The following is a 25737-nucleotide window of genomic DNA, read 5'->3' as shown; positions in this document are numbered from 1 at the left end:
TTCTAATGGTTGCATAGCAATGACGCCAAATAGCGATTTAAATTTAATGCCTTATCCACAGAGAGTGGAGCGTAAACAAGGCATAGTCACGTTGGATAAATCCTTTGCTATTTATATCAAAGGTTACGATTCGCCTCGTGTACAATTTTACGCCAAAAGAATCATGGAGCGACTTTATCGTCAGACAGGGTTGCCCATGTTGAACTGGCAAGCACAATCTGAACAAGACGCGACGTTAGTGATTAATATTCATCATCGCCCCAAATCGGATGTTCAGAACATTAATAGTGACGAGTCTTACACGCTTGATGTTGGCAACGGTAAAATTGTGATTAATGCAGCGCAGCATTATGGTGTATTTCGTGGCTTAGAAACTCTGCTTCAAATAGTTTCTACGGATGCTACTGGTTATTTTTTTCCTGCTGTTTCTATTCAAGATAGGCCACGCTTTCCTTGGCGTGGGGTATCTTATGATACTTCAAGACATTTCATTGAGCTTGATGTGATCCTTCGTCAATTAGATGCAATGGCATCAGCCAAACTCAATGTTTTTCACTGGCATCTATGGGACGATCAAGGCATACGTATTCAACTCGATAAATACCAAAAACTTTGGCGTGACACGACCGATGGTGATTTCTATAGCAAAGCTCAGATTCGTCAGGTTGTCGATTATGCGCGTAATTTAGGTATTCGTGTTATTCCAGAAATATCATTACCAGGTCATGCATCTGCGGTGGCTCATGCTTACCCTGAATTAATGTCTGGCATAGGAAAGCAACAATACCCTCAGCAACGTGGATGGGGAGTATTTGAACCTTTAATGGATCCTACTAATCCAGAACTTTATGCAATGCTAGCGAGTGTGTTTGATGAAGTTGTTGCCTTATTTCCTGATGAGTATTTCCACATAGGCGGGGATGAGCCTAACTATAAACAATGGCGTGACAACCCGAAAATTCAGCAGTTTATTAAAGAGCATCATATTGATGGTGAACGCGGTTTACAGTCTTATCTTAATACTAAAGTAGAGCAGATGCTGGCAGAGCGCGGTAAGAAAATGATCGGGTGGGATGAAATTTGGCATAAAGAGTTACCCAAATCGATAGTGATCCAAAGCTGGCAAGGTCATGACAGCATAGGCCGTGCCGCAAAAGAAGGGTATCAAGGTATTCTTTCTACGGGGTATTACCTTGATCAGCCACAACCGACAAGCTATCACTATCGAAACGATCCTATGCCTAAAGGGAGCACGGTGGATGACAAACTTCGTCAAGGCGAGGTATTCGAGACTTATGATTGGGTAAAGCCAAGAAGCAAAGATGGCCCACGTAAAGGTAACTTAACTATTATTACCGCTGCTGATGGCAGTTATCGGGCGTTTACAGACTACAACGGTAAGTCTCGTGAAGAGGTATACATTCTTATGTATGTGCCAGGCGTTAAATTCCGAGGTTATTTCGATAACTTCATGTCATACACCGAATTTAATTACGATTTTTCCAATGACAAACTTGCAGACAGCAGTTATCAGTTAATCGGTAATGTGCGCTGGCCTGCAACAGGGCAACTTATTGCAAGTAGTGATATAAAAGGCAGTCAGATCCCAGAACCTAATGGGGGCTATCCAGCAGAATTAACTGAAAAAGAACAAGCATTGATTTTAGGTGGTGAAATCACAATATGGGGCGAAAACCTTGATTCTATGACGATTGAACACCGTTTATGGCCGCGAAGTTACGCAATTGCAGAGCGTTTGTGGTCAAGCCAAGCGTTAACCGATGAGCGCAGCATGTATAAGCGGATGAAAGCAATCGATACGTGGTCAGAGATATCTGTTGGGTTACGCCATCATGCAGATGCAAACATGATGCTAAAACGTCTTGCTAATGGTACTGATTCAAGCCCGTTACAAACCTTAGCCAAGTACGTTGAGCCAGCCCAATATTATGCACGTCATTGGGAGAAGTGGAATTCGATACCAACGAAAGGCGATTTATATAACCAGTATGAGCGTTTAAATCGCTTTGCGGATGCATTGCCTGTTGAAAGTTTGGCAGTGTATGAGATGAACGATCTGGTTTCACGTATTAATAAGGGGGATATGTCAGCCCTTGCTACGCTAAATATGCATTACTTAACCGTTAAGTTAGCCGCGCAGCAAGCAAAACCAATTTTTGCTAACAATATTGCTGCTGTAAATACTCTGCCGATGACTGATGCTGTTATAGCGGTTGCAGAACTCGGTATGAAACTGATTGATAAAACTAAACAGGGATGTCAGTTATCAGAGCAAGAGGTAGCGGCTTATCATCAAATTATTGATAAAAATGCCGTCATATTTGACGAAACCATCGTTGCTATCGTCTCGCCAACTAAGCAGTTACTTCACATTTTAGAAAATCATTAAACGAAGTCGTTGCCGTCTGATTATTCAGGCGGCATTTTAATGATTGATAACGGATTTATTTATGAAGGTTTCCATGACAAAACAATCTCCCTTACATTTTTATGTAGGTACTTATACCGATGCACCGAGTGATAGTCATGGTGTTGTAGGCATTTCCCTTGATCCTCAATCTGGCGTATTAACGTTAAACAATGAGATAGTGCCAGATACGTTGCAACAACAGCATAATCCATCTTATCTTGCTGCGACTCAAAACGGGTTATATACCTTTAATGAAGTTGATCGACACAGTGGTGCACAACTTCATTTTTCTGATCATCAAACGCGCTGTTCTTTAGCTATTGCTGGGGATTATCCTTGTCATATTGATGTAAAAGATAAGCTTTTGGCGGTGGCGAACTATGGTTCAGGTAATGTCACTGTTTATGGTTTAGATGAAGAAGGTCAACCGACAGAGTGTATCGCAGATTTATTTGTTGATGGCTGTGGACCAAATGTTGATCGTCAAGAAGCCCCTCATGCACATCAAGTTACATTTCTAAAGCATACCAATCAGTTAGCCGTTGTTGATTTAGGCAGTGATTGCGTTTACTTTTACGATTATGACGTAAACACATTATCATTTGCCTTAAATCAAACGCTAAACATGCCAGCAGGATCAGGCCCTCGACATCTTGTTTTCAGCCATGATGAATCAATCGGCTATGTTGTGTGTGAACTGTCTGAAACGCTTGTGGTGATCACAAAACAAAATGGCTGCTGGGAGCAAGTATCACAACAAGCACTGCTTGCTAATGAAGAAAATAAACAAGCGGCATCTGCTATTTACTTATCACCAGATGAACGCTTTTTATATGTTTCTTGTCGTGCTCAAAACAAGATTAGTTATTTTAATGTAGACGGTGAAAACGTCACTCAATTAGCCGCTGTTGATTGTGGCGGGGCATTCCCTCGTGATTTTGTGATTTCCCAAAATGGCGAATGGTTGCTGGTGGCGAATCAACATTCTAACGATATTGTTAGCTATCACCGTAATGTTGAGACGGGTGATATCACAGCAACAGGTTATCGTTGTAATGTCGGTGCACCTGTGTGCCTTGTCGAGATGCTTTCACGATAATCAAATTGATCTTAACGTCTTAAAAGCCATAGTGTTGACTGTGGCTTTTTTGTACCTTAAAAACGTATAACTTGTTGTTAAATGAATTTAGGAAAACACGATGGATTTGTTTGCTGATCAAGGGGAGTGGATAACAATCAACAATGGATTACTCTATTGGCATCCACAGTTTTTGAATTTACAGCAGTCTGAACAGTATTTTCAGCAATTGAAAAACGAACTGAACTGGCAACAAGAACACATAACGCTATTTGGTAGGTCAGTGCTTCAGCCGAGGTTACAAACATGGCTCGGTGATGCTGTTTATACTTATTCAGGGCTTACCATGCATCCACAACCTTGGACATCGGCAATATTAGATCTAAAAGCACAGTGTGAACAGCAAGCGAAAACGTCGTTTAACTCAGTGCTTGGCAATCTATACCGTGATGGAGAAGATTACATGGGGTGGCATCAAGACAATGAGCGTGAATTAGGTCATCAACCTGTTATTGCTTCTTTAAGCTTTGGTGTAACACGGCAGTTCGTGTTTAAACATAAAACCACTAAAGAGAAAATTGCCTTTCAATTAACACCGGGATCTTTGCTGATAATGGCAGGAGAGACCCAGCAGTATTGGCAACATGCACTACCTAAAACTAAACGTGTCAATGAGCCACGCATAAACTTGACCTTTCGTTATATTAATCAGTAACTGCAGGTATGATCACGTTCGATTGAAATAGCTATCATCAAAACGTTATATTTTGATAACTCATTCTAATTCATCAATTATTACAATCACTATCTCCACCTTCACAGGATAGGCTTATTGACAATAAGGGAGGAGGATATGTATTTTTTCAATTTGAAAGCCTTGTTGCTTGATTTAAAACACAACAATGTCACTGAGCGGGAATCTGCGTTGTACATTTTGATTCCGACTATTTTGTTGATGCTGTATTCCTATTACTTACCACAAACAGATTCATTAGAGTCACTTGCTGATGACGTAATGATTATAATTAACTTTATTATTTTATTTATCGTCAATGGCGGAAATAACGGAAAGAACTTTTTAATTAAATACTTTTCGTTAAGCTGGGTTGTAGGCTGGCGAGTTGCAATCTTTTATTTAATTCCATTTGCGTTTGTATTCTTGGGTCTTATGTATTTTGTTTTTCCTGATTCTTTAAAACATGATACCTACGGCTTATTAGTATTTGGTATTGCTTTTGAAGTATTTTATCTTTTTTTTATGATCAAGGCATTTAGAGCAACGTTACAAACAACGAGTCCTGCTTATAGTTAATAGAGCAGATGAAAAAAAAGTTAGCCTTTATGGCTAACTTTTTTTGATTGAATGAAACGCAACAGATTATTCGTAGCGTTGAGCTAATATACGATCTATACGGTTATTTTCTAATGTTAGAATGCGGAATTGCCAACCTTGCCAGCGAATACAGTCATCCAATTTAGGTAAATCATCTAATAGCCACACTAACATACCGCTAAGTGTGTGGTAACCGCCGTCTTCTTCGTCTGGCAGTTTATTAATATCTAATAGATCTTTAAATACAGTGATTGGCATCATGCCATCTAAATTCCAACTGCCATCTGGGTTTTGCTTTGACCAAACATCCTTTGGATTATCAGGGGTAAATTTACCGGCTAATGCCTCTAAAATATCTTGAGAAGTCACAATACCTTGAATATCACCATATTCATCAACCACGAAGGCAAAGTCTGTACCTGAGCTTTGGAACATTTCTAATAGCGTTGTACCTGTCCAGTTTTCTGGTACGAAAACGGGAGGGGTTAAGTAATCTAAAATTGATAGTGGATTTTCAGCCGTATTATCATTGATAAATTGTAATAACTGCTTGGCATTTAATGTGCCTTTTAAATCGCTGAAGCCGTTATTTCCAACAGGAAGGCAAGCATGCGTGCTTGAGAGTAATTTTTGTAAATAGCTCTCAGGCGAATAATTTAAATCAAGATACGCAATTTCATTTCGTGGCGTCATCATTGAAGATACTTTGCGGTCATCGAAATTGAAGACATTACGCACCATGTTATGTTCATGCTGGTGGATAACACCTGACTGAGAACCTTCCGCGATCACTGCACGGATATCATCTTCTGTTAGTGCTGAACTGTCGTCTTTTCCTTTGCCCAATAAACGCAACAGTAAATCGGTTGAGTTTGCCAATAGCCAGACAAATGGACGAGAAATAAAAGCGATAACTGCAATTGGGCGGGCGAAAAATACCGCAATAGAAACAGCGTTTACTTGACCTAATCGTTTAGGGACTAATTCACCAATAACAATCGATACATACGTTAAAACAATGACCGCAATTGCTGAAGCAGTAAAGCCAACGGATTTTGCAGGAAGGCCTAACTCAATTAACCAATGTGAAATAGGGCCAGCTAATGCAGCTTCACCAATAACACCGTTCAGAATACCAATAACAGTGATACCGATCTGCATTGTTGATAGAAATTGAGTTGGTGATTCACCTAGCTCTATTGCTTTTTGAGCAGAGATATTCCCTTCATCTGCTAATCGCTGTAGCCGGTTTTTCTTTGCTGTGACAAGTGCTATCTCAGACATAGCAAATAATCCATTAATAATGATCAAACAGACCAAAATAATGATACTCATTTATTTCTCCTAGAAACTTCGAGTGCACCATAGGGTGGGAATAAAAATAGGTGCGTCTATAACATGAATAAAAGAAAGCCTATTCACACATTGTAGGTGATTATATCTATAGTATGCCTATAAGGTTAATTAAAAATTAACCTTTATTGGTTATTGATAAGAAATAAATTATGTATTCGTTTAGCCAATAAACAGAAGTGAAAACAATTAGTGATACTTGTTAGGGTAAAGAGGTGAAATTGTGAATTTGTTGTTGCTGGTTTGTGATTGATGGATGTTAGCACTGTCTCAGCAATGCTAATTCATTGAACTTGTTATGTTTGATATAGTCTACGTAAAACTTTCTTTGTTATAGTGAACAAAGATCACCGTTCAGCGGAATACATGAGGATATCAGTGTGAAAAAAATTCAACTTGGCCTTGTTGCAGTTACAACGGCATTATTATTAACAGGCTGTGGGGAAGCAAAAATCACCGGTACGCCAATTAAGAATGTAGATTCTATCGCGGTGACGTCCGCAGAAGATATTGATGTGTTTTGTCCTACAGGTATTTGTACTTTTGAATTAACGGCTTCTAAACCTGTTACCGCAACTGTCACCATGCATTACGATTACACCAAGCTATATACCAAGATTGAAGGTGTTGACGTCATTGGGGAAGGGGCAAAAAATGCGAAAGTTGTTGATGACGATCAGTTTACTGTCGATATTAGCAGCGCAGATAAACCTGTGAAAATTCAAGTAATTGATTATTATCGAAACTAAATAAAACTCATCCGTTATCAAAAAGCAGCGATCATCTATCGCTGTTTTTTTAGGTAGCAATACTCTAAATATTTAAAGTGATGAGCCTTTACTGATAAATACCAGCCATTTGTTACTACAATTAACATGTTGACTGTTTTATTTATAAAAAGTCATGAAACGAAACATTTATGTACATACGGGCTATTTTCAATAGTTTCCTTCTTATATCGGTATTTCTTGTCATTACATTGATGTATGTTTTTTACACAGCAGTAAATGGGCTGATTATAAAGTAGCCAAGCCCTAAAGCGGACTTAAAAGTAAATGAAATATAAAAGTAAAAATATATTTTACTGAACATTTAACTTTTACTTGTTGTTTATTAACTCTTTCTTATTTTTCTGTTTGAAGTCATTGCTTGATTTAACGCTTTAACTTTTCTTTTATCATTAATTAAGTGTGTAATAGCCATTATTGGATGTTTATACATCATTTTAGGGCCCGAATAACGCATAATTGTTTGTGATTTGACCTTTTCTTGAACGTTGTAGCAATGAATAGGGCACTGTCGACATGTCGGCTTGTTGATACCATAAGGACAACGATCTAGCCTTTGTTTTACGTAGTTTTTGAAAGATTCACAGTCTTCACATAAATTAACTTTTTTACATTTTTCGTAATGGTGATGTGAGCAGTAAATTTCGATCATTGCTGAAATCGTCAAATATTCACGATTTAATTTACCTAGCAGCTTAAAGTTAGTGTTTATAGTCATCATTTTGTATTTCTTAATAGACTCTATCTAATACTGTCATTATACAAACATGTATATGAAATAACATTTAAGTTTTTAGAGGGTGAATATGAAATTAAATCGTGTTTTTAATGATAAATAGCATCATCTTTGTTACCAAATTGAAAAAAAGTATCAGTTTTTTAAAGAAACATAAGGCGATGGGTTGATTTAAATAGGCTAGAGCAGTAGTATCCACGCCTCGATTTTTATGGTGGTGTATATGAGCAGATTTGAGTGCCTTGAAAGAATTGTCGACGAATATCGTAAAAAAGTTCGTGACGCTGAGTTTAACCGTCAGAACGATAGCGAAGTTGCTAAAGTTCTTGTTTTACTAGTCGGTAACTCTATGTTCAGTCTGGCTGATGAATTTGCTGATTGGGTTAATCGTGGTGGCGATCGTAGCTACGGTGGTAAGTTTTTTGTTTCTAAGCAACTAATGACGTTGTTAGAGCCTGTAACTTTCCGTGGTGTAACAGTACGTCGTGATTCGATTAAACTATTCAGAATTTCGTAAGCTGAATGGATTCAATCGGTATTCCATGACTCCAATGTAGAATTGGAAAACGGATTTTTGATCTTGATGTTTATCGGGGTCGGCAGAAGGGGATGCAAGTGCATCCCTTTCGCTTTTCTGGCGTTATGTAATATCGGTTTTCACAAAGTCACTTTCTCATCTCAGTGGCTGAGGTCTAGGTAAAATTAAACCGCTTTATTGAAAGCTTTAATCAAGACAGATGTATCCATTCTGCCTAGCCCTTCGTTTTGTAATAAGCCATAACGTTTATCCACTGCGTCCGTCAGTGGTAATTCAAGATCGTGTTTTTTCGCTTCATCTAAACAAAAGCCCATATCTTTACGCATCCAATCAATAGCAAAGCCAAAATCAAATTTATCTTCAGCCATCGTTTTAGCACGATTTTCCATCTGCCAAGAGCCCGCCGCACCATGCTTTAGTACGCTGACAACTTGTTCGATATCAAGGTTTGATTTTTGTGCCAGCGTTAATGCTTCACTCAATCCTTGTAGTACACCGGCAATACAAATTTGATTCACCATTTTACAGCGTTGACCTTGTCCATAACCGCCAACCAATACCGCTTGTTTCGCGTAGCTGTTTAAAATCGGTAATACGTTATCAAAAACAGCTTGTTCGCCACCGCACATGATAGTAAGTGCACCATTTTCAGCACCGGCTTGACCACCAGAAACTGGCGCATCAACAAAGTTAACGCCTTGAGCTAAGCATGCTTTCGCTAACTCTTCAGCAAGTTCCGCAGAGGTTGTCGTATGATCAACAAGCGTAGAGCCCGCTTTCATGCCTGCTAAAACGCCGTCAGCGCCAAATACAACGCTTCGAACGTCATTATCGTTACCAACACAAAGCGCAACCACATCTCGGTTCTGAGCAGCTTCACGCGGTGTTTCACTGTATTGTCCTGAAAACTCCGATGCCCATTGCTGTGCTTTAGAGGTCGTGCGGTTATACACAGTGGTGTCGAAACCTGAATTAAACAGGTGACGTGCCATTGGGAAGCCCATTACACCCAAACCAATAAAAGCGATACTTGTTGTCATAGGTTTCTCCTTACCAAATACAGTAAAATTGAGTTATGTCATTATGTGATATGTCGTCAGCAGGCAATGCCTTTATTCATAAACGATGGCGAGCTGAACGTTTGTTATTAAAGGTTGTAACTACCTTTGTAATATCAGATTTTATCCATTTGTGCTCATTGTTAGCTAAATGGTTACCAAATGATGGTTAGTACACTAGGGGTTACATTGACATATGTCAATTTGTTTATTTAAGGTATCATTTTTGAGCTAACTTGGTTAAAGTTAGTTAAGTGATTGGTGATAATGATAAATATAGGATCAGACTGTGAGTGTCGCTAAATATAAACAAATAGCAAAAACAATAGAGGCGCGCATAGACAATGGTGAATATCCGAAAGGGTTTAAATTGCCGACACACCGTGTACTTGCGGATGAGTTAAACACCACACCCGCGACGGTAGCTAAAGCATATCAGTTACTGGTAGATAAAAAACGCGTGGAATCGTTTGTTGGGCGTGGAACATTTGTATGCTCACCATCAAGACTCAGCGATGTCATTCAACCTGCTGATGATGAAACTGATTTTAACTTCTCTATCTTGCAACCTTGCTTGTCTCAAAACCTGTCTCCACTGCGTGATGCTATGATGAATGCAGCAGATCAACTGAGTTGTCATTTAATGGGCTACACCGAACATTCAGGCCATGAAAGCCATCGTTTGGCTGCTGTAACATGGGCGAAAAAGTTTGGTTTGGAAGGGGGGAATGTTAAAAATACCTTGTTGACGAATGGCGCACAGCATGGCTTATCGTTACTTATTCATACGTTAACAGAGCCTGGTGATACCATCGCGGTAGAAGCCTTAACTTACCCCGGTATTATGGCGATCGCTCAAGCAGCAGGTCGTCATGTGGTTGGGGTCAAACTTGATGAGCAGGGGATGTGCCCTGATGATCTGCAACAGGTGATAACTCAACATCAGCCTAAATTAGTCATTGTCGTGCCATCTCATCAAAACCCAACAGGTATCACCATGCCGCCAATAAGACGAGATGCCATTGCAACAGTGATTGAACGCAATAATATTTGGTTAATTGAAGATGATATCTACGGCTTTTTAAATCCAGATCCTATCGCCGCGATCAGTAATCGCATTCCACTGCATAGCTTTCATATTTCAGGTTTATCAAAAGCCCTTAGTCCTGCTTTACGCTGTGGCTTTTTAAAAGTACCCGAATCACATATCGCGGTTTTACAGGCCACTATTCGCGCTAACATTTGGCTATCGTCACCGCTAAATTATATTGCTGCAACGCAGTTAATTGAGAGTGGTGAAGCCTTTGAGTTAGCAGAAAACCAGCGTGAAACTGCCTGTAAAAGGCAACAACTAGCCCGTGATATTTTAAGCCATGATGGTAATGAAACTGGTTTTCAAATCTGGTGGCCGTTGCCTCAACATTGGCAGCAGGAACGCTTTGTGATGGAAGCAAAAAACCAAGGGTTAATTGTCAGTAGTGGGCGTTATTTTAATGCAAATGGCGACGATCCGAAGCATATCCGTTTGTCTCTAATGGCTATTAATTCTGAGCAGCGGTTACAACAAGGTTTAACATTATTACGCGATTTAGCTCACTCTGAAGTCAGCAGCGTTATCCCGTTTTAAGCGCAAAGATAGCAAAATTGACAGTCACTGCGAAGTTATAAAAAGCGACTGTTAGCACTCTTTGAAAGCCACTGACCTATGTTATTATTTCAGCATTATTATTTTAATTAGAAAAAGTCGAGTCATAAAATGGATGCAGAATTTTGGCACTCACGCTGGGCAGAAAATCGAATTGGTTTTCACTTATCAGAGGTTAATCCGTTACTGATCAAGCATTGGTCGGCGTTAAATGCACAACGTGATGATCGCGTGTTTGTCCCTATGTGCGGTAAGTCGGAAGATCTTGTGTGGTTAGCACAAAAACATGACCACGTGATTGGGGTTGAGCTGAGTGATATTGCAGTTAAAGCCTTTTTTGCAGAAAACCTGTATACACCTTTAGTGACAGGTGTTGGTCATCAACATCTTTACCAATTTGATGAGATTTCGATTTACCAAGGTGATTACTTCACGCTAAATATCGATCCTGTCGATGTGGTTTATGATCGCGCTGCATTAATTGCAATGCCAGAAGATATGCGACAAATGTACGTCGACAAACTGTTATCGTTGGTTAAAACTGGCGGTCGTATTTTGTTGGTGACGTTAGACTACCCACAAGATGAATTGGCAGGGCCTCCTTTCTCAGTGCCAAAAGCAGACGTTGAAGCATTATTTGCGGGTTGTAAAGTGACGCATCTTGAACGTGATGATGCCGATGAAAGTCATCCTCGTCGCCAACGTGGTTTATCGCGATTTGCCGAAGAAGTATGGTTAATTGAAGTATAACTTGTTGTTATAAAGTACAGATAAAAATAAAGGCATGGTTTCTTATTAGTGGAAACCATGCCTTTTTGCTGATAGAGAAATTGTAATATGCTGAGTTAAGCGTGGTTAATCGAAAATGACTTCAACATCACCAGCGGCATTGACGGCATCATTTACTGCGCTAACAATATCTTCTCGACGTGTAAGCGCGACACCTAAACGACGACGACCATTAATTTCAGGTTTACCAAATAATCGGATCTGTGTTTGTGGGCGAGAGAGTGCAGGTAACAGGTTATCGAAACGGATGTTTGATGATACACCTTCAGCAAGGATCACTGCAGAAGCTGATGGGCCATATTGGGTGATGTGTTGAATGGGTAAACCAAGGAAAGCGCGAACGTGAAGCGCAAATTCTGATAACTCTTGTGAAATAAGCGTCACCATACCCGTATCATGTGGGCGAGGAGAGACTTCACTGAATAACACGGTATCGCCTTTAATAAATAGCTCAACACCAAATAAACCAAAACCGCCAAGTGCGTTCACTACTTTTTCTGCTACATCCTGTGCCGCTTTTAATGCTGCTTCAGACATTTGCTGTGGCTGCCATGACTCACGGTAATCCCCATCTTCTTGACGATGACCAATAGGTGCACAGAAATGCACACCATCCACCGCACGAACAGTTAATAACGTGATTTCGTAATCAAAATCAACAAAGCCTTCAATGATCACACGACCCGCACCAGCACGACCGCCTTCTTGTGCGTATTGCCAAGCAGATTCAATATCAGCCTCGGTTTTAATCACACTTTGACCTTTACCTGATGAACTCATAATTGGCTTTACGACACATGGCATACCAACGCGATGTACCGCTGCTGAGAAATCATCAAATTGATCGGCAAATTCATAAGGTGATGTAGGAATCGATAAGGTTTCAGCGGCTAGGCAACGAATACCTTCTCGGTTCATTGTCAGTTTCGTCGCATTAGCGGTAGGCACAACGTTAACACCTTGCTGCTCTAATTCTACAAGCGTGTCAGTGGCAATGGCTTCAATTTCAGGAACAACGTAGTCGGGCTTTTCTAGTTCAATAATGTGTTTTAACGCCTCGCCATCGAGCATATCAATCACATGGCTACGATGTGCAACTTGCATTGCTGGCGCGTTGGGGTAGCGATCTGCGGCAATCACTTCAATACCTAAACGTTGGCATTCAATCGCGACTTCTTTGCCAAGCTCGCCAGAGCCTAAAAGTAAAACACGTGTTGCATTTGAACCATTAGCTGTACCTAACATTATTATTCCTTACTATTTATGTTGGATAGTGTTGGTTGGGCGTGATAATACCTTGTTTTTTTATTTAAGCAAACGTTTGCGTCGGGATTTAAATAGACTTTAAAAGTAAATATTAGAAAAGCTTTAGAGCTTATAATAAAAAACCGCCAAGAAGGCGGTTAGTGAATCTTTTATGGGGTACGGTTATTACTAGCTATTTTCGCTTTTCCCATTGGGTGATAAAGGCCACAGAAGCAATAATAATCGCCGCACCTAACCATAATCGACCCGGTGGTACCCAACCAAATACAAGCCAACCACCTAACACGTTTAGTGGTAATTTTGCGTGGTCGAATGGTTGAACAAATGACGCATCAGCGACGGCATAGGCTTTAGCAATCGCCCATTGTGCCAGTGCGGTTAACAGACCAGCAGCGATGATTAATGTCCATGTTGTGCCGCCTGTTGGCATAGTAAAATCAGGTAGAGCCAGTAACAAGTTAAATGGCGTGATCAGAATAAGTAAATACATCACAACAGTGGTTGGTGATTCTGTAGTAGATTGCTTTTTCACCATCAAAGAATAACCCGCCCAGAAAACCGCAGCGCCGACAGGTAATAATGTCGCAATACTAAATGAATCAGACCACGGCTCTAAAATGATCATTGCACCAATAAAGCCAGCAAGCGTTGCGCACCAACGTGCAGCGCCAACTTTCTCTTTTAGTAATACACCTGAGCCAATAGTTGCAAATAACGGTGAAGTCATAAGCAGTGCAATGCCTTGCCAAATAGGAACAGGATAGGCAAGTGCCCATAGCCAGAGTTGGATACCAATCACCGCAAGAAAGACACGGAAACAGTGCTGGAAGAATTGCTCTGTCTTTAGTGAACGGCGAATACCCATGGTTCTCAGCCATGGCAGCATAGCCACCAGTGCAACAAAGTATTGGATTAACGCAAAAGTAGTTGAAGAGACATGGAGCTTAATACTGAGAAATTGTGCAAGGCTATTTACAATCGCAAAGGCAAGGCCTGCAGAAAGCATCCATCCGGCACCTTGGACTGGGTTATGAACTGGGGTATGTGAATCAGACATTAAAAATTGGTTTCGTCAAAAAAGCATAGCGAGATAATACGCTTTTGTTTTTAGATAGCCAATATAACTGATTGTGTTGAATGCATTAGGCAATAAAAAACCGCCTATTATGGCGGTTTTACATCAACAGATATTGCTAGCACTAACGATTAGTAAGCAACATAAGTCATTTGAATATCAGGATTTAGTGCTTCTAGTAGTGCTTGAGTACGCGCTAATTGACTGATTAGGCTTTCTGCACTTTCTACTAATGCCGCTTCAACTAATTCAGATAGTTTGTAACCTGACATATTCATGTTGATTAGCGCAACTTGCAGCGGTGGTAGGCTTGGGTTAAATGCTGCATTTTCAGCATACATACCCACAAAAACACGACCATCTTTGGCTTTTAATGCAACACCACTGAAGTTCTTAGAGTACGGTGCATGAGAGCGGTTTGCAGCATCACAAGCAGCAACAGCAAGCTCTGATTGCTCAGCAATCGTAATACCATTATTAATGTCGCTTAATAGCGCATCTTTAATCCCAAGATCAGCAGGGCCGAAAGATTCAGGCAGGTATTGTTGCAGTGTCATTGGCTGACGTTCAGGAAGTTGAATAACTAAATCTTGCGCCGTATTCAATTCATTCATGAACTGACGACAGTGACCGCAAGGGCTGTAGTTAATCGTTACGTCTTTAATGCCTGTTTCACCTTTGATCCAAGCATGGCTAATTGCAGATTGCTCAGCATGGATCGTACACGCCATACTTGCGCCTACAAATTCCATATTTGCACCGAAATATAGGCGACCAGATGTACCACGAACAATAGCACCAACATAGAAATTAGAAATAGGAACAACAGCGTAAGCAGCAGCAACAGGAAGGAGAGCAAGACGAAGATCAGTATCAGATAAATTAGTTTGGGAAACTAACTGTTCAAATTGTTCAGGACTAATTGTTGAATCAAAATCTTTATCTTCAATAATTGGTCGTAAAGCTGATGCAAGCTCTTTAGGTAATTGACCTAATGCATCCATAACTTTTGCGTGCATTGGTGTGTTACTCCGTATTGTTGATGGAGAAACATTCTAAGTTAATTGTCATTAATCAAGTGTGATTTGAATCACATTAATAATGATAGTGTAGGTTGGTATACATTATCGAGAGCGAACTCACACATGTAAATGTAATTTTTCCTGTAATAAATAGTTATCAAAACATTATGAACTTAAAACTAATAAGAATTAGTGTTTAAGCTCATAACATGAGATAGGAATAACTTAGTGGAAAAACAGGTGTTCTAAAATAGGGAACATGATGGGAGCGAGTAACGTTGTCATGATCCCACAGATAACTAACGCTAATGAGCTAAATGCCCCTTCTTGATAATTTTCTTCGACAGCTTTTGCTGTACCTAAAGCATGAGATACCGTACCAATCGTTAACCCTTTTGCTAACGGATGGTAAATACGGACCAGTTTCATCACTGGATAACCTAACACCGCACCAAATAGCCCAACAATAATCACCATTGCTGCTGTAATCGCAGGAATCCCGCCAATTTGTTGAGAAGCGGCCATCGCAAGTGGTGTGGTAATAGATTTTGGTAAAATACTGGCTGCAAGTTGAGCATCAGCACCCATTAAAAACGCAATGGAGGTACCAAATGTCATCGACAAGATACTACCAACAAAACAGGCACTTAAAATTGTTTTCCACTTACGCTTAATTAAAGGCAGTTGCTGATATAAAGGTAAGGCTAAGGCCACTACCGCAGGACCTAACAAATAGTTAATTATTTCGTTATCTGCAAAGTAGGTTTCATACGGCACCTGTAACCAATGCAGTGCAGCGATTAAAATAATCAGCGAAATGAGCAATGGATTAAAAAGTGGATTACGAATCTTCATTGCTAAATAGCGCATGCTGTAAAATACCACTAGCGTTGCAACTAACCAGATCATGACTCTTTTTCCTTATGATGAAGCGCAAGGCCGATCACAAGCAATACAATTAATGTGCTGCCTAATGTGCTCGCAAAGATGATAGTTGCATTGTGCTTAATTAAACCAAGGTAGTTTATTAAGCCAACTCCAACAGGCACGAATAGCAATGCCATGTGTTTGATGAGTAAATTACAGGTTTTATCGACCCATTTTGTTTTGCATATGCCAGTAACGAGGCCAAAGAACAGTATAAACAAGCCAATAATACTGCCAGGGATCGGCAAATGAGTCAGATGTTGTATGCCTTGACCAAGTAAAAAGCAAAACATAACAATGGCAAAAGATCGAATGTAATCCATAGTAAAAAAAGTAATGCTAGAAAATTTTATTTATCATACAAATAAACGTGTTATTTGTCACACAAAAAAGAGCATTATTTAGATAATTCGTTAAAAAATGTAGATCGCGTGATATTTATTGATGCTTAATTCCACAAAAATAGACCAATGAGCGCGGCAAGTGTCAAAAGAATCGTCACTTTTAGCCAAATAAAATCGATTACCACATACTTAAACCATGCTTTATTGAATAACAAAGGCTTTTTTTTAGAAGGGGTAGCACGAGGGCAAGGACGGGTAGTAAAAGGCAGTCGACGTGATGTTTTCGAAGGTAATGGGACACGAAAGCCATAGTGAGGCACAACATGGATAGGTATCGCCATTACTCCGTTACATTGTAACTTCCCTGTAAGTGATACCAGTAGTAAATTCAAGTCATAATTGTGATCACTGGTTTCTTCAAACGCATCTAATGATGTAAACGTTTTACGGTAGAGTGAATCGGCTCCAATCACTTCTCCAGCGCAGAGACATAACACTTCTAATAACCGAGATTCTTCTCGCGTTAATAACGTTTGCGTATGATCTTTCCATATCAATAGATGCTTTTCAGGAAAAAAATCTATTTTGTCGTAGCTATAACATTTCAATAGGGTTTGTGTTGTCATAGTGCACACCTACCGCTTAATAGATCTCGAGCGTCACGGTATCAATGATCGCTATTCCGTTATTAATAAACGCAAATCAGTGAGCCGTTTTATTGTTGTCTTTAATTGTTAACGTTAATGACGTAATCATCAAATAAATCACTACATAATAATCTTAAAAAAAAGAAGCCTATTCGCGACATTCAAAAAGAAAATCACGTAATAGGCTTCATTTATCGCTATCGTATTAATAAAAAGGTTTAAACCAATTTAGAAACATAGTCATAGAGAGATTTTAAAACTTTCATCTTATTTTCGTCAGATTCATGCTCGTAGGCGACAGCCTCAAAGTTTTCCATATACTTTGGCATATTCATTTCAAAGAAATCCTGACAATGATGCTTCCAGCGTACTTGCTCTTCATAACTTAACGTCATTGGGAAATTACGGGCACGATAGCGGAATAACAGCGGCTTAATACGCTTGTCATCGACATTGATTTCAAGTGAAGCTAACTGATCGGGTGTCGTTTCACGGATAATATCCATGGTTGAACGATCAGCAGTAGAGAAGAACCCATCGTAGAGCATCGCATCAACATTATCGTTAGCCGCATATTCACGTTTAACACTAAACATTTCGATTAACTTTTCACGAATTTCAGGGTGCTGCTTAATTAAGGCAAGGTTCTTTAAACATTGCTCTCTATCAATCCCTAAACGCGCGGCATCTTCAGCTTTTAATGTTTTAGCTGGAGCAAGAACAGGGCACTTATTCAAATGCACTTCTTTAACGGGCACCGGTAATTCATCTGGTGCTAAATCAACACGCTTAGTATATAAACGCTCACGCAGTTGGTCGGCATCAAGCTCAATTAATGGGGTAGGATCAAGCGCGAGGTTCACTGTAATAACAGCGTTCTTATTATCAGGGTGCCATGCCACAGGCACAATCCAACTCGTATTGCCACAATCAGTACCAAACATGCCAGAGATATGTACTAACGGCGTTAAGTTAACAATATCGATTAATTCTTGTAGCTTGCGCTTATGACGTAAATCAAACAGGTAATCAAACAACTTAGGTTGATTCGTTTTAATGATTTTAGCCAGCTCGATTGTCGCGTAAACATCAGCCATTGCATCGTGAGCATTCGCGTGTTCAATACCATTGGCAACAGACAGCTTTTCAAGTTTAAAGCTAGGGCGATCTTCATCATCCAGCGGCCAGTTGACACCTTCTGGGCGCAATGCGTAACAAGTACGCATAATATCTAATAAATCCCAACGCGAGTTACCATTTTGCCACGCCCAACCGTATGGGTCGAAGAAGTTGCGGTATAAGGTATAGCGCGTTACTTCATCATCAAAACGAACGTTGTTGTAACCAATGACACATGTATTGGGTTTTGACAGTTCAGCATGAATCGCTTCAATAAATTCAGGCTCTGATAAGCCTTTTTCCATCGCTTCTTGCGGTGTAATACCTGTGATTAAACACGCTTCAGGTGACGGTAAGTAATCGGCTGGTGGCTTACAGTAAATAACGAGTGGCTCACCAATAATGTTCATGTCCATATCAGTACGGACACCCGCAAACTGGCAAGGACGATCATTGGCAGGACTTGCGCCAAACGTCTCGTAGTCAATCCAATAAAGTGTTGCTTGGTTCTTATCGTTCATAAATCATCCATAGCCATTACGGTTGTTATTATTACTCTTTATCTAAGCAATGGCTTGTTGTTAAAACCGCTTATAAATTCAGCAGTTTATTGTATTTAAGTCGTTAAACGCTTCAGAGTAAAACCCTAAGCACGCATAACATTAAGTATCCCGTATTTAAGGGCAAATAGGCAAGGCGGGAGGCGGATAAATTAATCGTGGTGTTGAGATATAGGACTTCCAGAATACCGATGGCGTCACTATTTTATTTGCAGAGCAGTTAGAAAGCTTACTTAAAGATATTGCTGCTGGGTTTATTGGTTTGGATAGAAATTAATGTCTCGGTTCTTCCGAAAGAGCAAATTGCGCTAACAGCTCATGCTCTCAGGAGAATAAAATTTTTCTGTAAACCACCACCGAGGTGGGTGAATAAGACCTCGGTGGTGAAGGGGAGAGCGTGATGCGTAACGTTATAAAAAAGAGAAAGTGCATTCAAATAAAAAGGGAGCCAAATACAGCAAATTATTAGTACCTTAAGCTTACATAACTAACGGTACTCGTATAAATACATTATGTTATATATTCGGCTTCGTCGATCCCAAGTGACGGCAGAATATAATCGACGATCAGCTTAAAAGGGTAAGTATCATCTTGATCCATATACGCACCTGATGTGATAACAATCGTCAGTTGGAGCTGTGGAATGATAAAAACTTCTTGACCACCTGTACCTCTCATTCCTGCTATATCTATTTTTTTACCCTCTTTTTTTATTGTTGGAAACCACCAGTTATGGCCGTAAGCAATAGACTTATTAGGCCAAAATTTACCTTTAGGTTTTAAAGACTCTTGTGCCCATTGTTTTGAAAAAATACGCTGACCCTTCCATACCCCTTGGTTTATATAAAGTTGTCCTAACTTCGCAAGATCTCTTGGACGTAAATATAAACCTGATGAACCTAAATAATCACCGGTCACTTCATGAGCAAACCAATCATAATGAGTGATACCTAGTGCTTGGAATATTGCTTGATTGGTATATTCTTTAAGGTTCATCTTTGTGATTTTTTCTATTACTCCACCTAGTAATACACTCATAGCTCCTTGATAGACAAATGTTTTACCGGGCTGATCTTTAATACCTTTTTGGAAAATATATTGATAAGGGTCATCGGATAACCACATGGACATCGCATCGCTATGTCTTTCATGCCATTCTGCCCAATCAAGACCACTATTGAAATCTAAAGCATGTCGAAGTTTAATTTGCCTTTTCTTTTCAAAATTGGGGATATCTTTTTTATTAAAATAATCAAACAGCGAGACATCAGTATTGGCTATTTCTTTTTTATATAAAAGATGGCCAATTAATGTTGATGTGACCGTCTTGGTAACTGATTTTATATTGTGATACGTATCGGGTGAAGGTGGAAAAAAATCTGGCATTGGGGTGCCATCTCCAGAGTGCCTAACAGGGTAATATTGTTCAAAAATTAATTTATCATTCCGTGTTATCAGCAATGACTGCACCTTTTTTGACTTACGTAAGGTTACTTGCTGGTGAAGTTCAATTAGCTTATCTGGGTTAAAACCTTCTGCTTTGGGGGAGCTAACTTTCCAATCATTTTGTTCAGACGTTTGAGTCCAATTAAAATCACTCATGTCAGTTTTAGGAGGAAAGGTTATCATCCATAAGATAAAAATAGCAGGTGATAATAATAATCCGATTTTGATAATACGTTTCATCTTGGCTGCTTGAAATTTGTTCACTTAAAATAAATTAAACAATTTATTAACATGCCGGTAGGTTGAAAATCAATCTAATGGTTCTTAATTTACGTGTTGGAATTGATTTAATTTATAATGTGAAATAATTACATTTTGGATGAAAGATAACGGGAGTAAGCACAAGATTATTTGCAGAGCAGTGAGAAAGTTTACTCAAAAATATGCTGCTTTAGTTAAAGTGACGTATCGCTATAAACACCTAAACGGTGCTGCTTTGCATGATACATTGCTTGGTCTGCTTTCTGAATGAGTTGATCTAAGGCTTGATTTTCTTCTGTTGACGTTGCGACACCAATGCTTACACCAAACCCCAGATCTAATATATTGGCTGGTACTTTGGCCATAATAGCGTCGTGAAGTCGGTTTGCGACTTGAGTACCATCTCTTGTATGGGTGTTTTCCATTACGATAATAAACTCATCGCCACCAAAACGGGATGCAATATCACAGTCACGTACTTGTTGAGATATAACGTCTGAAACTAAAACAAGTAGATCATCACCAACTTTGTGACCCAAATTATCATTCACTAATTTAAATTTATCCAGATCGATAAATAACAGTGAGCTTTTTAAATTTTTTCGTAGGCACAGTGATAAAAATTTAGTTGCGACTTCATTTAAATAAGTACGATTATGAAGCTTGGTTAATTCATCATGTGTTGCGCTAAAGCGTAGCTGTTCTTCGAGTATTAATTTCTCGTAAGCGACTGATATAATGAGTGCAGCGACATTAACGATTTCTTCTTCAATGTCCGAAGGTGATTTAGGTTCACTATGGTAAATGGCGAATGTGCCTAATACATTTGAATTTGAATCGGTATAAGGTACAGACCAGCAAGAGTGTAGATTTGCTTTTTGTGTAATGGCTAAAAACGGCTGCCAGTTTGGGTGTTCATTGATATTGCTAGCAATGATTGTTTTGTTAAGAAAGGCTGCCGCACCACAACTTCCTACATTTTTTCCGATTTTGATACCATTAACAGCTTCATTATAAAAATCAGGAAGGTTGTTTTTTATCCCTGTATGTAAAGTACCTTGTTGTTGATTTAAAGTGAGAATGGAGACTTTGCTGCCTGGTAAAAAACTTTCTACCATATCAACCATTCGCTCTAGGAAAGGTTCAATTTTTGAGCTCAGAACAAGGTCTCTCAATAATAAATTGAATTTGCGATGTGCAGATAAAAGCATCGATTCTTTCTTCACAATAGGCATATCTTTTTTATTAAATTTTTCTAATTTTAGCATTTTATTAACATTGTGTGGCATGGATACACTATCTATTTTGCTTGTTAACAATTGCACTTAAGTCTTTTAATTTAAAAGCTATTAATTGTTTTTTAGTGATAACAAGTGGTTGTTAGAGAAGTGACTTAATTTTCAATAAAAGTGGTGTGATAGTTAATGTATCTGCTCATTTCTTTACTTATGTGTAATATGATACAACGCACGACTATGTGTATATATCGTTGTGGCACGTTTACCTTGCAAGGCTAGGTGCGTAAGGTGCTGTTTTAAAGTTAAATGGCAGGCAACTTGTCTTTGCGCCTACACCAAGATGGAGTAAATGTGAGTACTGCAGCGATATTTCTGATTATATATCTGATCCCCGTACTGTCTTTTGCAAGTACGATTGGTACTTATATGTTGCTTCATGGTGAGAGTCTTAGCCATCCTCTGATCAATGTTGTTTTGCTGATAGTCGCTTCTGGTTTTATCGTTTCATCTTATCTTTCTGTAAAGCTGATCTCTAAGTTCGTTAGCGAGAAAGTGATGTATTTTGGCATCGTTTTTACTGTATTAGCTTGGCTATTAGGCGTGATCGCGGTGGTGTTTAATCTTGTAATGTTTAAAGAACTCTTCAGTATTTAGGCAAAAAATACCCAAACACAGGTAAATCGTATTTGGGTATACATTTCTTGTTAAATGTAAATTATAGGCAGCTTTCAAACCCTTCAAAGTTTGGTGCGCCTAAATAAATGTCTTTATTACCGCGAGCATTAGCATGAGCTTTACGGAATGCTTCTGATTGTGTCCAGTCTTCGAAAGCTTGGCGAGAATCCCATACTGAGTGCGATGCAAACAGGGTGTACTCATCGTTTGATTCACCTTGAAGCAAGTTGAATGATTGAAAACCCGGTACGGTATATAGGTAGGTATCGCGGTTCTTCCAGATATCGATAAATTCTTGCTCAGAGCCTAAACGGATTTTAAAACGGTTCATTGCAATATACATGATGACTTCCTTTACTAACTTCAGTTTTTATTTTTGTCTTGCCACTATTACAGTATTGGCTAATACAAGCTAGCAGCAAAAATACAATATATGTTCTCTGTAACTTCCACTATAAAACATGGAACATAATGTACGCCCGTTGAATAAACCAAAAAGACGCCATGATCCCCATGGTATACAAAGGTACTTTTTGAAAGAACTTATGATGAAATACAGGCACTTTAGCGCACAATTTCAATAGCACGATAAGAAACGATAAGAAGATCAATTGCCCGATCTCAACCCCAATATTAAAACAGGCGAGGGCTAACGGAATGCTGGTTTGGCTCAATCCTACTTCTTTTAATGCGCTGGCAAACCCCAACCCATGTAATAAACCAAAGGAAAACGAAATCAGCCATGGAAATTTTCGGCTTAATGTTGGATGTGCTTTGTCATAAGGGCGAGTAAGCTCATAACACAAAAACAAAATACTCAGTGCAATTCCCGTTTCTACTGGCGGTTCTGGAATGTGTACCAGATTAAGCGCAGACAAGCTTAACGTAATACTGTGGGCTAAGGTAAAACAGGTAATGGCCTTTAAAAAGGTTTTAAAATCGCGCGTAAATAACAATAAGCCCGCCACAAACATTAGGTGATCAATCCCCGTTAAGATATGGGTTATACCTAAGGTGACAAATAGCTTTATTGTTGTCCAAATCGAGATCTTATCGGTTAAGTGTAGGCTGTTATGCCCTTTATACAGCGCAAGCGTACTCACTTTCCCATCTTTTTGCGTTAACTGCGTGAGTAGCTGGCCTGTTTTTAGTCCGTTAAATACCAGAGTCGGTGATGATGTATTCGCTTTAAGTTGCAGCAAATAATCTTGTTCATCCATTCCGAAACCATTGTCACTTCGCTGTGATGACAATAAACGTACCGTGCCGCTATTAGTTAAGGTGGGTGTTATTTGTGTATGTTCACCTGCAATTACCGGTAGTTTTAACGCCAGCTTATATTGTTGATTATCTAACTGTGTGATCAAACCCACTGAGGGCTGATAAGGATGCGCCATTGCCAGTGGTGCCATTACTACCGAAATCAGGGCGCCAACGACTGTGCCAACAACTAAGCGCCACATAAAATAAGAGATGTGCTTATACATTGTTTAATAGTGTCTTTGTGTTAACGGTAAAATCTGAACCTGCGGGTAGTGCAATGTGATATTGCTTAATAACAGCAGCTATTTTGTTATTAACATCATCACGGGCAAAATCTTGTGCTAATTGTTGCTTGGCCTGCTTAAAACTGAGAACGCCTGCTTTTTGATAATCGAGTACCTTTACTGCTATCGCGCCAAAGGGAGTATCAATCGGTGTTGACCATTGGTTTGGTGCTAGTGCGGCTAATGCGTCTACTGTTTTTGTACCCAGCTTTGCCAATAATGCCTGCTTACTCACATCACTTAAACATTGTTGAGAATCCATCGTAGCAATAGGGTGTTGCACTTCTTGTGGCGTTAAAAAGTGATAGCACAATGAGTACATATCAGGATGCTTATAACGCGCTTGATGCGTTAAATAGTATTGATGTAATAAGGTTGTGTTGGTGGCATTGATCTTAGCTAACTGTGAAACATAGGACAGGTAACGTTGCATCAACATTTCATTTAAGTTTGGATCGCCTTTCTCCAAGCCTAATTTTAATGCCTGTTGAGATAGCATCTGTTTTAACACTACATGGTTAATGTCTTTGTTTAGTTCTGTGCTCGACGGGGGGGAACCAAAATAAAGCGTATCGTCTTTTTTTTGTTGCTCAACTTGTGACGGCGTCACTGAAATGGTGTTTACAGAAGTAGACGAGTAATACTGTGAATAACCAATAAACAGCACAGCACCCGCGATAAGGAAATGCGAAAAGGGATCTTGAATGAATCGCTTAAGCCAATAGCAGACTTTTTTTAACATGTTACGGGATCTTTTCTTATATTAAATAATGCCCTATAAGAATACCCATGCTAACTGTATGAGTGTTGAATGCTGACTGCATGTAGATTTTTACTTTTTGTGATGCTACGTTATTTATCAATAAGATAAGAATGTTTTAAAAGTCGCATTTTTATTAAGTATATGATTAAAACATTCGGCATGATGATATGGGAGTACCGTTTATATGGATATTAACGTTGAACTTAACGGCGAGATTGAAGAAGCCGAAGTTATCGCATTGTACCGTGCGAATGAATGGTCTTCAGCAGATAAGCCCAAACAACTCTTAGCTGCATTACGTAATTCTCATACTTTGGTTACTGCTCGTGCTAACGGTAAGTTAGTTGGAGTGGGGAACGCTATCACAGACGGTTATCTTGTTGTGTATTATCCCCATATGCTTGTTCACCCTTTACATCAGGGTAAGGGCATTGGTCGTAAAATGATGGAAGCAATGTTGTCTGTATACAGTGGATTTCACCAACAAATGTTGACTGCTGATGGTGAAGCCATTGCGTTTTATCAAGCGCTTGGCTTTGAACGAGCAGGTAAAACAGAATCAATGTGGGTGTATGAAGGCACAGAGCATTAATATTTTACGTAAGCGCTTTTATACAGCTAATATGAACGTTCAGTTTATAAGGGGATATTATGGTTGATTTACCTGATGAAAATCAGAAAAGGTATATTTCAGTTTTAAGTAAAAAAATGGATTTAGGGCGTACCTTAAATGTACTTGGGCATTTGAGTGTTGGTTTGTCTAAACAACTGTCTGAAGATGAAGGTGCTTATCTAGATTATGTTGATTTGGATGGCAATGTGCATCCGAGTTTATCGCATTATCCATTCATTGTGTTAAAAGCTGATAATTCAAATAAATTACGTAAAGTAAGAGAAGAGGCTTTGAGTCGTGGTATTAAATTCACTGATTTTACAAGTACTATGATAGATGGGGGATCAACAGAACAGCAACTGAGGACGAAAGAAACAAAAGAAGCTGATTTGGAGTACTTGGGAGTTTGTTTGTTTGGTGATACTGAAACATTACGAGAATTTACTAAAAAGTTCAGTTTGTATAAGTAGTGTGTTGTATTACAA

The 25737-nt window shown here is 39.2% G+C and carries 26 protein-coding genes; 11 read left to right on the top strand and 15 right to left on the bottom strand.

Translation table 11 applies throughout. The features are described 5' to 3' along the window. The first annotated feature begins 19 nt into the window (after nt 1-19). The 4 genes from C9J45_RS06970 to C9J45_RS06955 all read left to right on the top strand — a co-directional run bounded on the left by C9J45_RS06970 (nt 20) and on the right by C9J45_RS06955 (nt 4821). Complete coding sequence (locus C9J45_RS06970; protein ID WP_233217651.1) at nt 20-2410, top strand: family 20 glycosylhydrolase; 2391 nt, start codon at nt 20-22, stop codon at nt 2408-2410. Between the two features lie 73 nt (nt 2411-2483). Beyond that, the gene (locus C9J45_RS06965) at nt 2484-3530 is read left to right on the top strand and encodes a lactonase family protein (protein ID WP_107290812.1); all 1047 of its coding nucleotides are present in this window, start codon (nt 2484-2486) and stop codon (nt 3528-3530) included. A gap of 100 nt (nt 3531-3630) precedes the next feature. Then, nucleotides 3631-4224: an alpha-ketoglutarate-dependent dioxygenase AlkB gene (locus C9J45_RS06960; protein WP_107208267.1), complete on the top strand. Its 594-nt coding sequence runs from the start codon at nt 3631-3633 to the stop codon at nt 4222-4224. A gap of 138 nt (nt 4225-4362) precedes the next feature. Next, a complete protein-coding gene (locus C9J45_RS06955; RefSeq protein WP_107290780.1) occupies nt 4363-4821 on the top strand; it encodes a hypothetical protein in 459 nt (152 codons plus the stop codon). A gap of 66 nt (nt 4822-4887) precedes the next feature. Here the strand turns inward: C9J45_RS06955 and C9J45_RS06950 are convergent, their stop codons facing one another. Continuing rightward, the gene (locus C9J45_RS06950; RefSeq protein WP_107208268.1) at nt 4888-6177 is read right to left on the bottom strand and encodes a hemolysin family protein; all 1290 of its coding nucleotides are present in this window, start codon (nt 6175-6177) and stop codon (nt 4888-4890) included. 398 nt (nt 6178-6575) lie between these two features. Between C9J45_RS06950 and C9J45_RS06945 the strand changes: the two genes are divergently transcribed. Beyond that, the gene (locus tag C9J45_RS06945) at nt 6576-6944 is read left to right on the top strand and encodes a lipoprotein (protein ID WP_107208269.1); all 369 of its coding nucleotides are present in this window, start codon (nt 6576-6578) and stop codon (nt 6942-6944) included. Nucleotides 6945-7308: 364 nt separating this feature from the next. Here the strand turns inward: C9J45_RS06945 and C9J45_RS06940 are convergent, their stop codons facing one another. Further along, nucleotides 7309-7701 carry a nitrous oxide-stimulated promoter family protein gene (locus C9J45_RS06940; protein ID WP_107247678.1) on the bottom strand — a complete coding sequence of 131 codons (393 nt, stop codon included), beginning with the start codon at nt 7699-7701 and terminating at the stop codon, nt 7309-7311. A gap of 241 nt (nt 7702-7942) precedes the next feature. On the opposite strand from C9J45_RS06940, the gene C9J45_RS06935 reads away from it, so the two are divergent. Further along, complete coding sequence (locus C9J45_RS06935; RefSeq protein ID WP_005367981.1) at nt 7943-8236, top strand: hypothetical protein; 294 nt, start codon at nt 7943-7945, stop codon at nt 8234-8236. Between the two features lie 185 nt (nt 8237-8421). Here C9J45_RS06935 and C9J45_RS06930 read toward each other — a convergent pair whose 3' ends face one another. Then, the gene (locus C9J45_RS06930; RefSeq protein ID WP_107292348.1) at nt 8422-9297 is read right to left on the bottom strand and encodes an NAD(P)-dependent oxidoreductase; all 876 of its coding nucleotides are present in this window, start codon (nt 9295-9297) and stop codon (nt 8422-8424) included. A 307-nt stretch (nt 9298-9604) separates the two neighbouring features. Here C9J45_RS06930 and C9J45_RS06925 point away from each other — a divergent pair, with 307 nt between their 5' ends. After that, entirely contained in the window at nt 9605-10942 is a 1338-nt protein-coding gene (locus C9J45_RS06925) for a PLP-dependent aminotransferase family protein (RefSeq protein WP_107292347.1), read from the top strand. A 129-nt stretch (nt 10943-11071) separates the two neighbouring features. Beyond that, nucleotides 11072-11710 (top strand): thiopurine S-methyltransferase, encoded by a 639-nt coding sequence (locus C9J45_RS06920; protein ID WP_107208272.1) that lies wholly within the window; start codon nt 11072-11074, stop codon nt 11708-11710. Between the two features lie 105 nt (nt 11711-11815). Here C9J45_RS06920 and purT read toward each other — a convergent pair whose 3' ends face one another. The 9 genes from purT to C9J45_RS06875 all read right to left on the bottom strand — a co-directional run bounded on the left by purT (nt 11816) and on the right by C9J45_RS06875 (nt 21684). After that, nucleotides 11816-12994 (bottom strand): formate-dependent phosphoribosylglycinamide formyltransferase, encoded by a 1179-nt coding sequence (purT, locus tag C9J45_RS06915; protein ID WP_107247650.1) that lies wholly within the window; start codon nt 12992-12994, stop codon nt 11816-11818. 193 nt (nt 12995-13187) lie between these two features. After that, nucleotides 13188-14072, bottom strand: coding sequence for a DMT family transporter (locus C9J45_RS06910; protein WP_107247649.1), 885 nt, complete (start codon nt 14070-14072; stop codon nt 13188-13190). A 149-nt stretch (nt 14073-14221) separates the two neighbouring features. After that, nucleotides 14222-15109, bottom strand: coding sequence for a cytidine deaminase (gene cdd, locus C9J45_RS06905; protein WP_005367973.1), 888 nt, complete (start codon nt 15107-15109; stop codon nt 14222-14224). Between the two features lie 228 nt (nt 15110-15337). Further along, complete coding sequence (locus C9J45_RS06900) at nt 15338-16021, bottom strand: CidB/LrgB family autolysis modulator (protein ID WP_107247647.1); 684 nt, start codon at nt 16019-16021, stop codon at nt 15338-15340. After that, nucleotides 16018-16362 (bottom strand): CidA/LrgA family protein, encoded by a 345-nt coding sequence (locus C9J45_RS06895; protein ID WP_107292346.1) that lies wholly within the window; start codon nt 16360-16362, stop codon nt 16018-16020. Before C9J45_RS06895 ends, C9J45_RS06900 begins: the two co-directional genes overlap by 4 nt. 125 nt (nt 16363-16487) lie before the next feature. After that, nucleotides 16488-17009 (bottom strand): hypothetical protein, encoded by a 522-nt coding sequence (locus C9J45_RS06890; protein ID WP_107208277.1) that lies wholly within the window; start codon nt 17007-17009, stop codon nt 16488-16490. A gap of 239 nt (nt 17010-17248) precedes the next feature. Then, complete coding sequence (sbcB, locus tag C9J45_RS06885) at nt 17249-18670, bottom strand: exodeoxyribonuclease I (protein ID WP_107292345.1); 1422 nt, start codon at nt 18668-18670, stop codon at nt 17249-17251. Between the two features lie 549 nt (nt 18671-19219). Next, nucleotides 19220-20395, bottom strand: coding sequence for a serine hydrolase (locus tag C9J45_RS06880; protein WP_107292344.1), 1176 nt, complete (start codon nt 20393-20395; stop codon nt 19220-19222). A 215-nt stretch (nt 20396-20610) separates the two neighbouring features. Further along, the gene (locus C9J45_RS06875) at nt 20611-21684 is read right to left on the bottom strand and encodes a sensor domain-containing diguanylate cyclase (protein ID WP_158259519.1); all 1074 of its coding nucleotides are present in this window, start codon (nt 21682-21684) and stop codon (nt 20611-20613) included. 321 nt (nt 21685-22005) lie between these two features. On the opposite strand from C9J45_RS06875, the gene C9J45_RS06870 reads away from it, so the two are divergent. Further along, nucleotides 22006-22308: a hypothetical protein gene (locus C9J45_RS06870; protein ID WP_233217650.1), complete on the top strand. Its 303-nt coding sequence runs from the start codon at nt 22006-22008 to the stop codon at nt 22306-22308. Nucleotides 22309-22369: 61 nt separating this feature from the next. Here C9J45_RS06870 and C9J45_RS06865 read toward each other — a convergent pair whose 3' ends face one another. The 3 genes from C9J45_RS06865 to C9J45_RS06855 form a co-directional block, all read right to left on the bottom strand. Next, the gene (locus C9J45_RS06865; RefSeq protein WP_107292342.1) at nt 22370-22672 is read right to left on the bottom strand and encodes an antibiotic biosynthesis monooxygenase; all 303 of its coding nucleotides are present in this window, start codon (nt 22670-22672) and stop codon (nt 22370-22372) included. A gap of 109 nt (nt 22673-22781) precedes the next feature. Further along, nucleotides 22782-23816 (bottom strand): HupE/UreJ family protein, encoded by a 1035-nt coding sequence (locus C9J45_RS06860; protein ID WP_107292341.1) that lies wholly within the window; start codon nt 23814-23816, stop codon nt 22782-22784. Next, nucleotides 23809-24618, bottom strand: coding sequence for a peptidyl-prolyl cis-trans isomerase (locus tag C9J45_RS06855; RefSeq protein WP_107287380.1), 810 nt, complete (start codon nt 24616-24618; stop codon nt 23809-23811). Before C9J45_RS06855 ends, C9J45_RS06860 begins: the two co-directional genes overlap by 8 nt. Before the next feature lie 205 nt (nt 24619-24823). Between C9J45_RS06855 and C9J45_RS06850 the strand changes: the two genes are divergently transcribed. Together C9J45_RS06850 and C9J45_RS06845 are read left to right on the top strand one after the other, a co-directional pair. After that, nucleotides 24824-25231 carry a GNAT family N-acetyltransferase gene (locus C9J45_RS06850; protein WP_107208118.1) on the top strand — a complete coding sequence of 136 codons (408 nt, stop codon included), beginning with the start codon at nt 24824-24826 and terminating at the stop codon, nt 25229-25231. 59 nt (nt 25232-25290) lie between these two features. Continuing rightward, nucleotides 25291-25722, top strand: a complete 432-nt coding sequence (locus C9J45_RS06845; protein WP_107208119.1) for a DUF2000 domain-containing protein — start codon at nt 25291-25293, stop codon at nt 25720-25722. Nucleotides 25723-25737: the final 15 nt, after the last annotated feature.

Source organism: Photobacterium sp. GB-1 (assembly GCF_003026165.1).
Classification (GTDB): Bacteria; Pseudomonadota; Gammaproteobacteria; order Enterobacterales; family Vibrionaceae; genus Photobacterium.
Note: the sequence above shows the minus strand (reverse complement) of the source record. Positions and strands in the feature narration are given on the sequence as shown.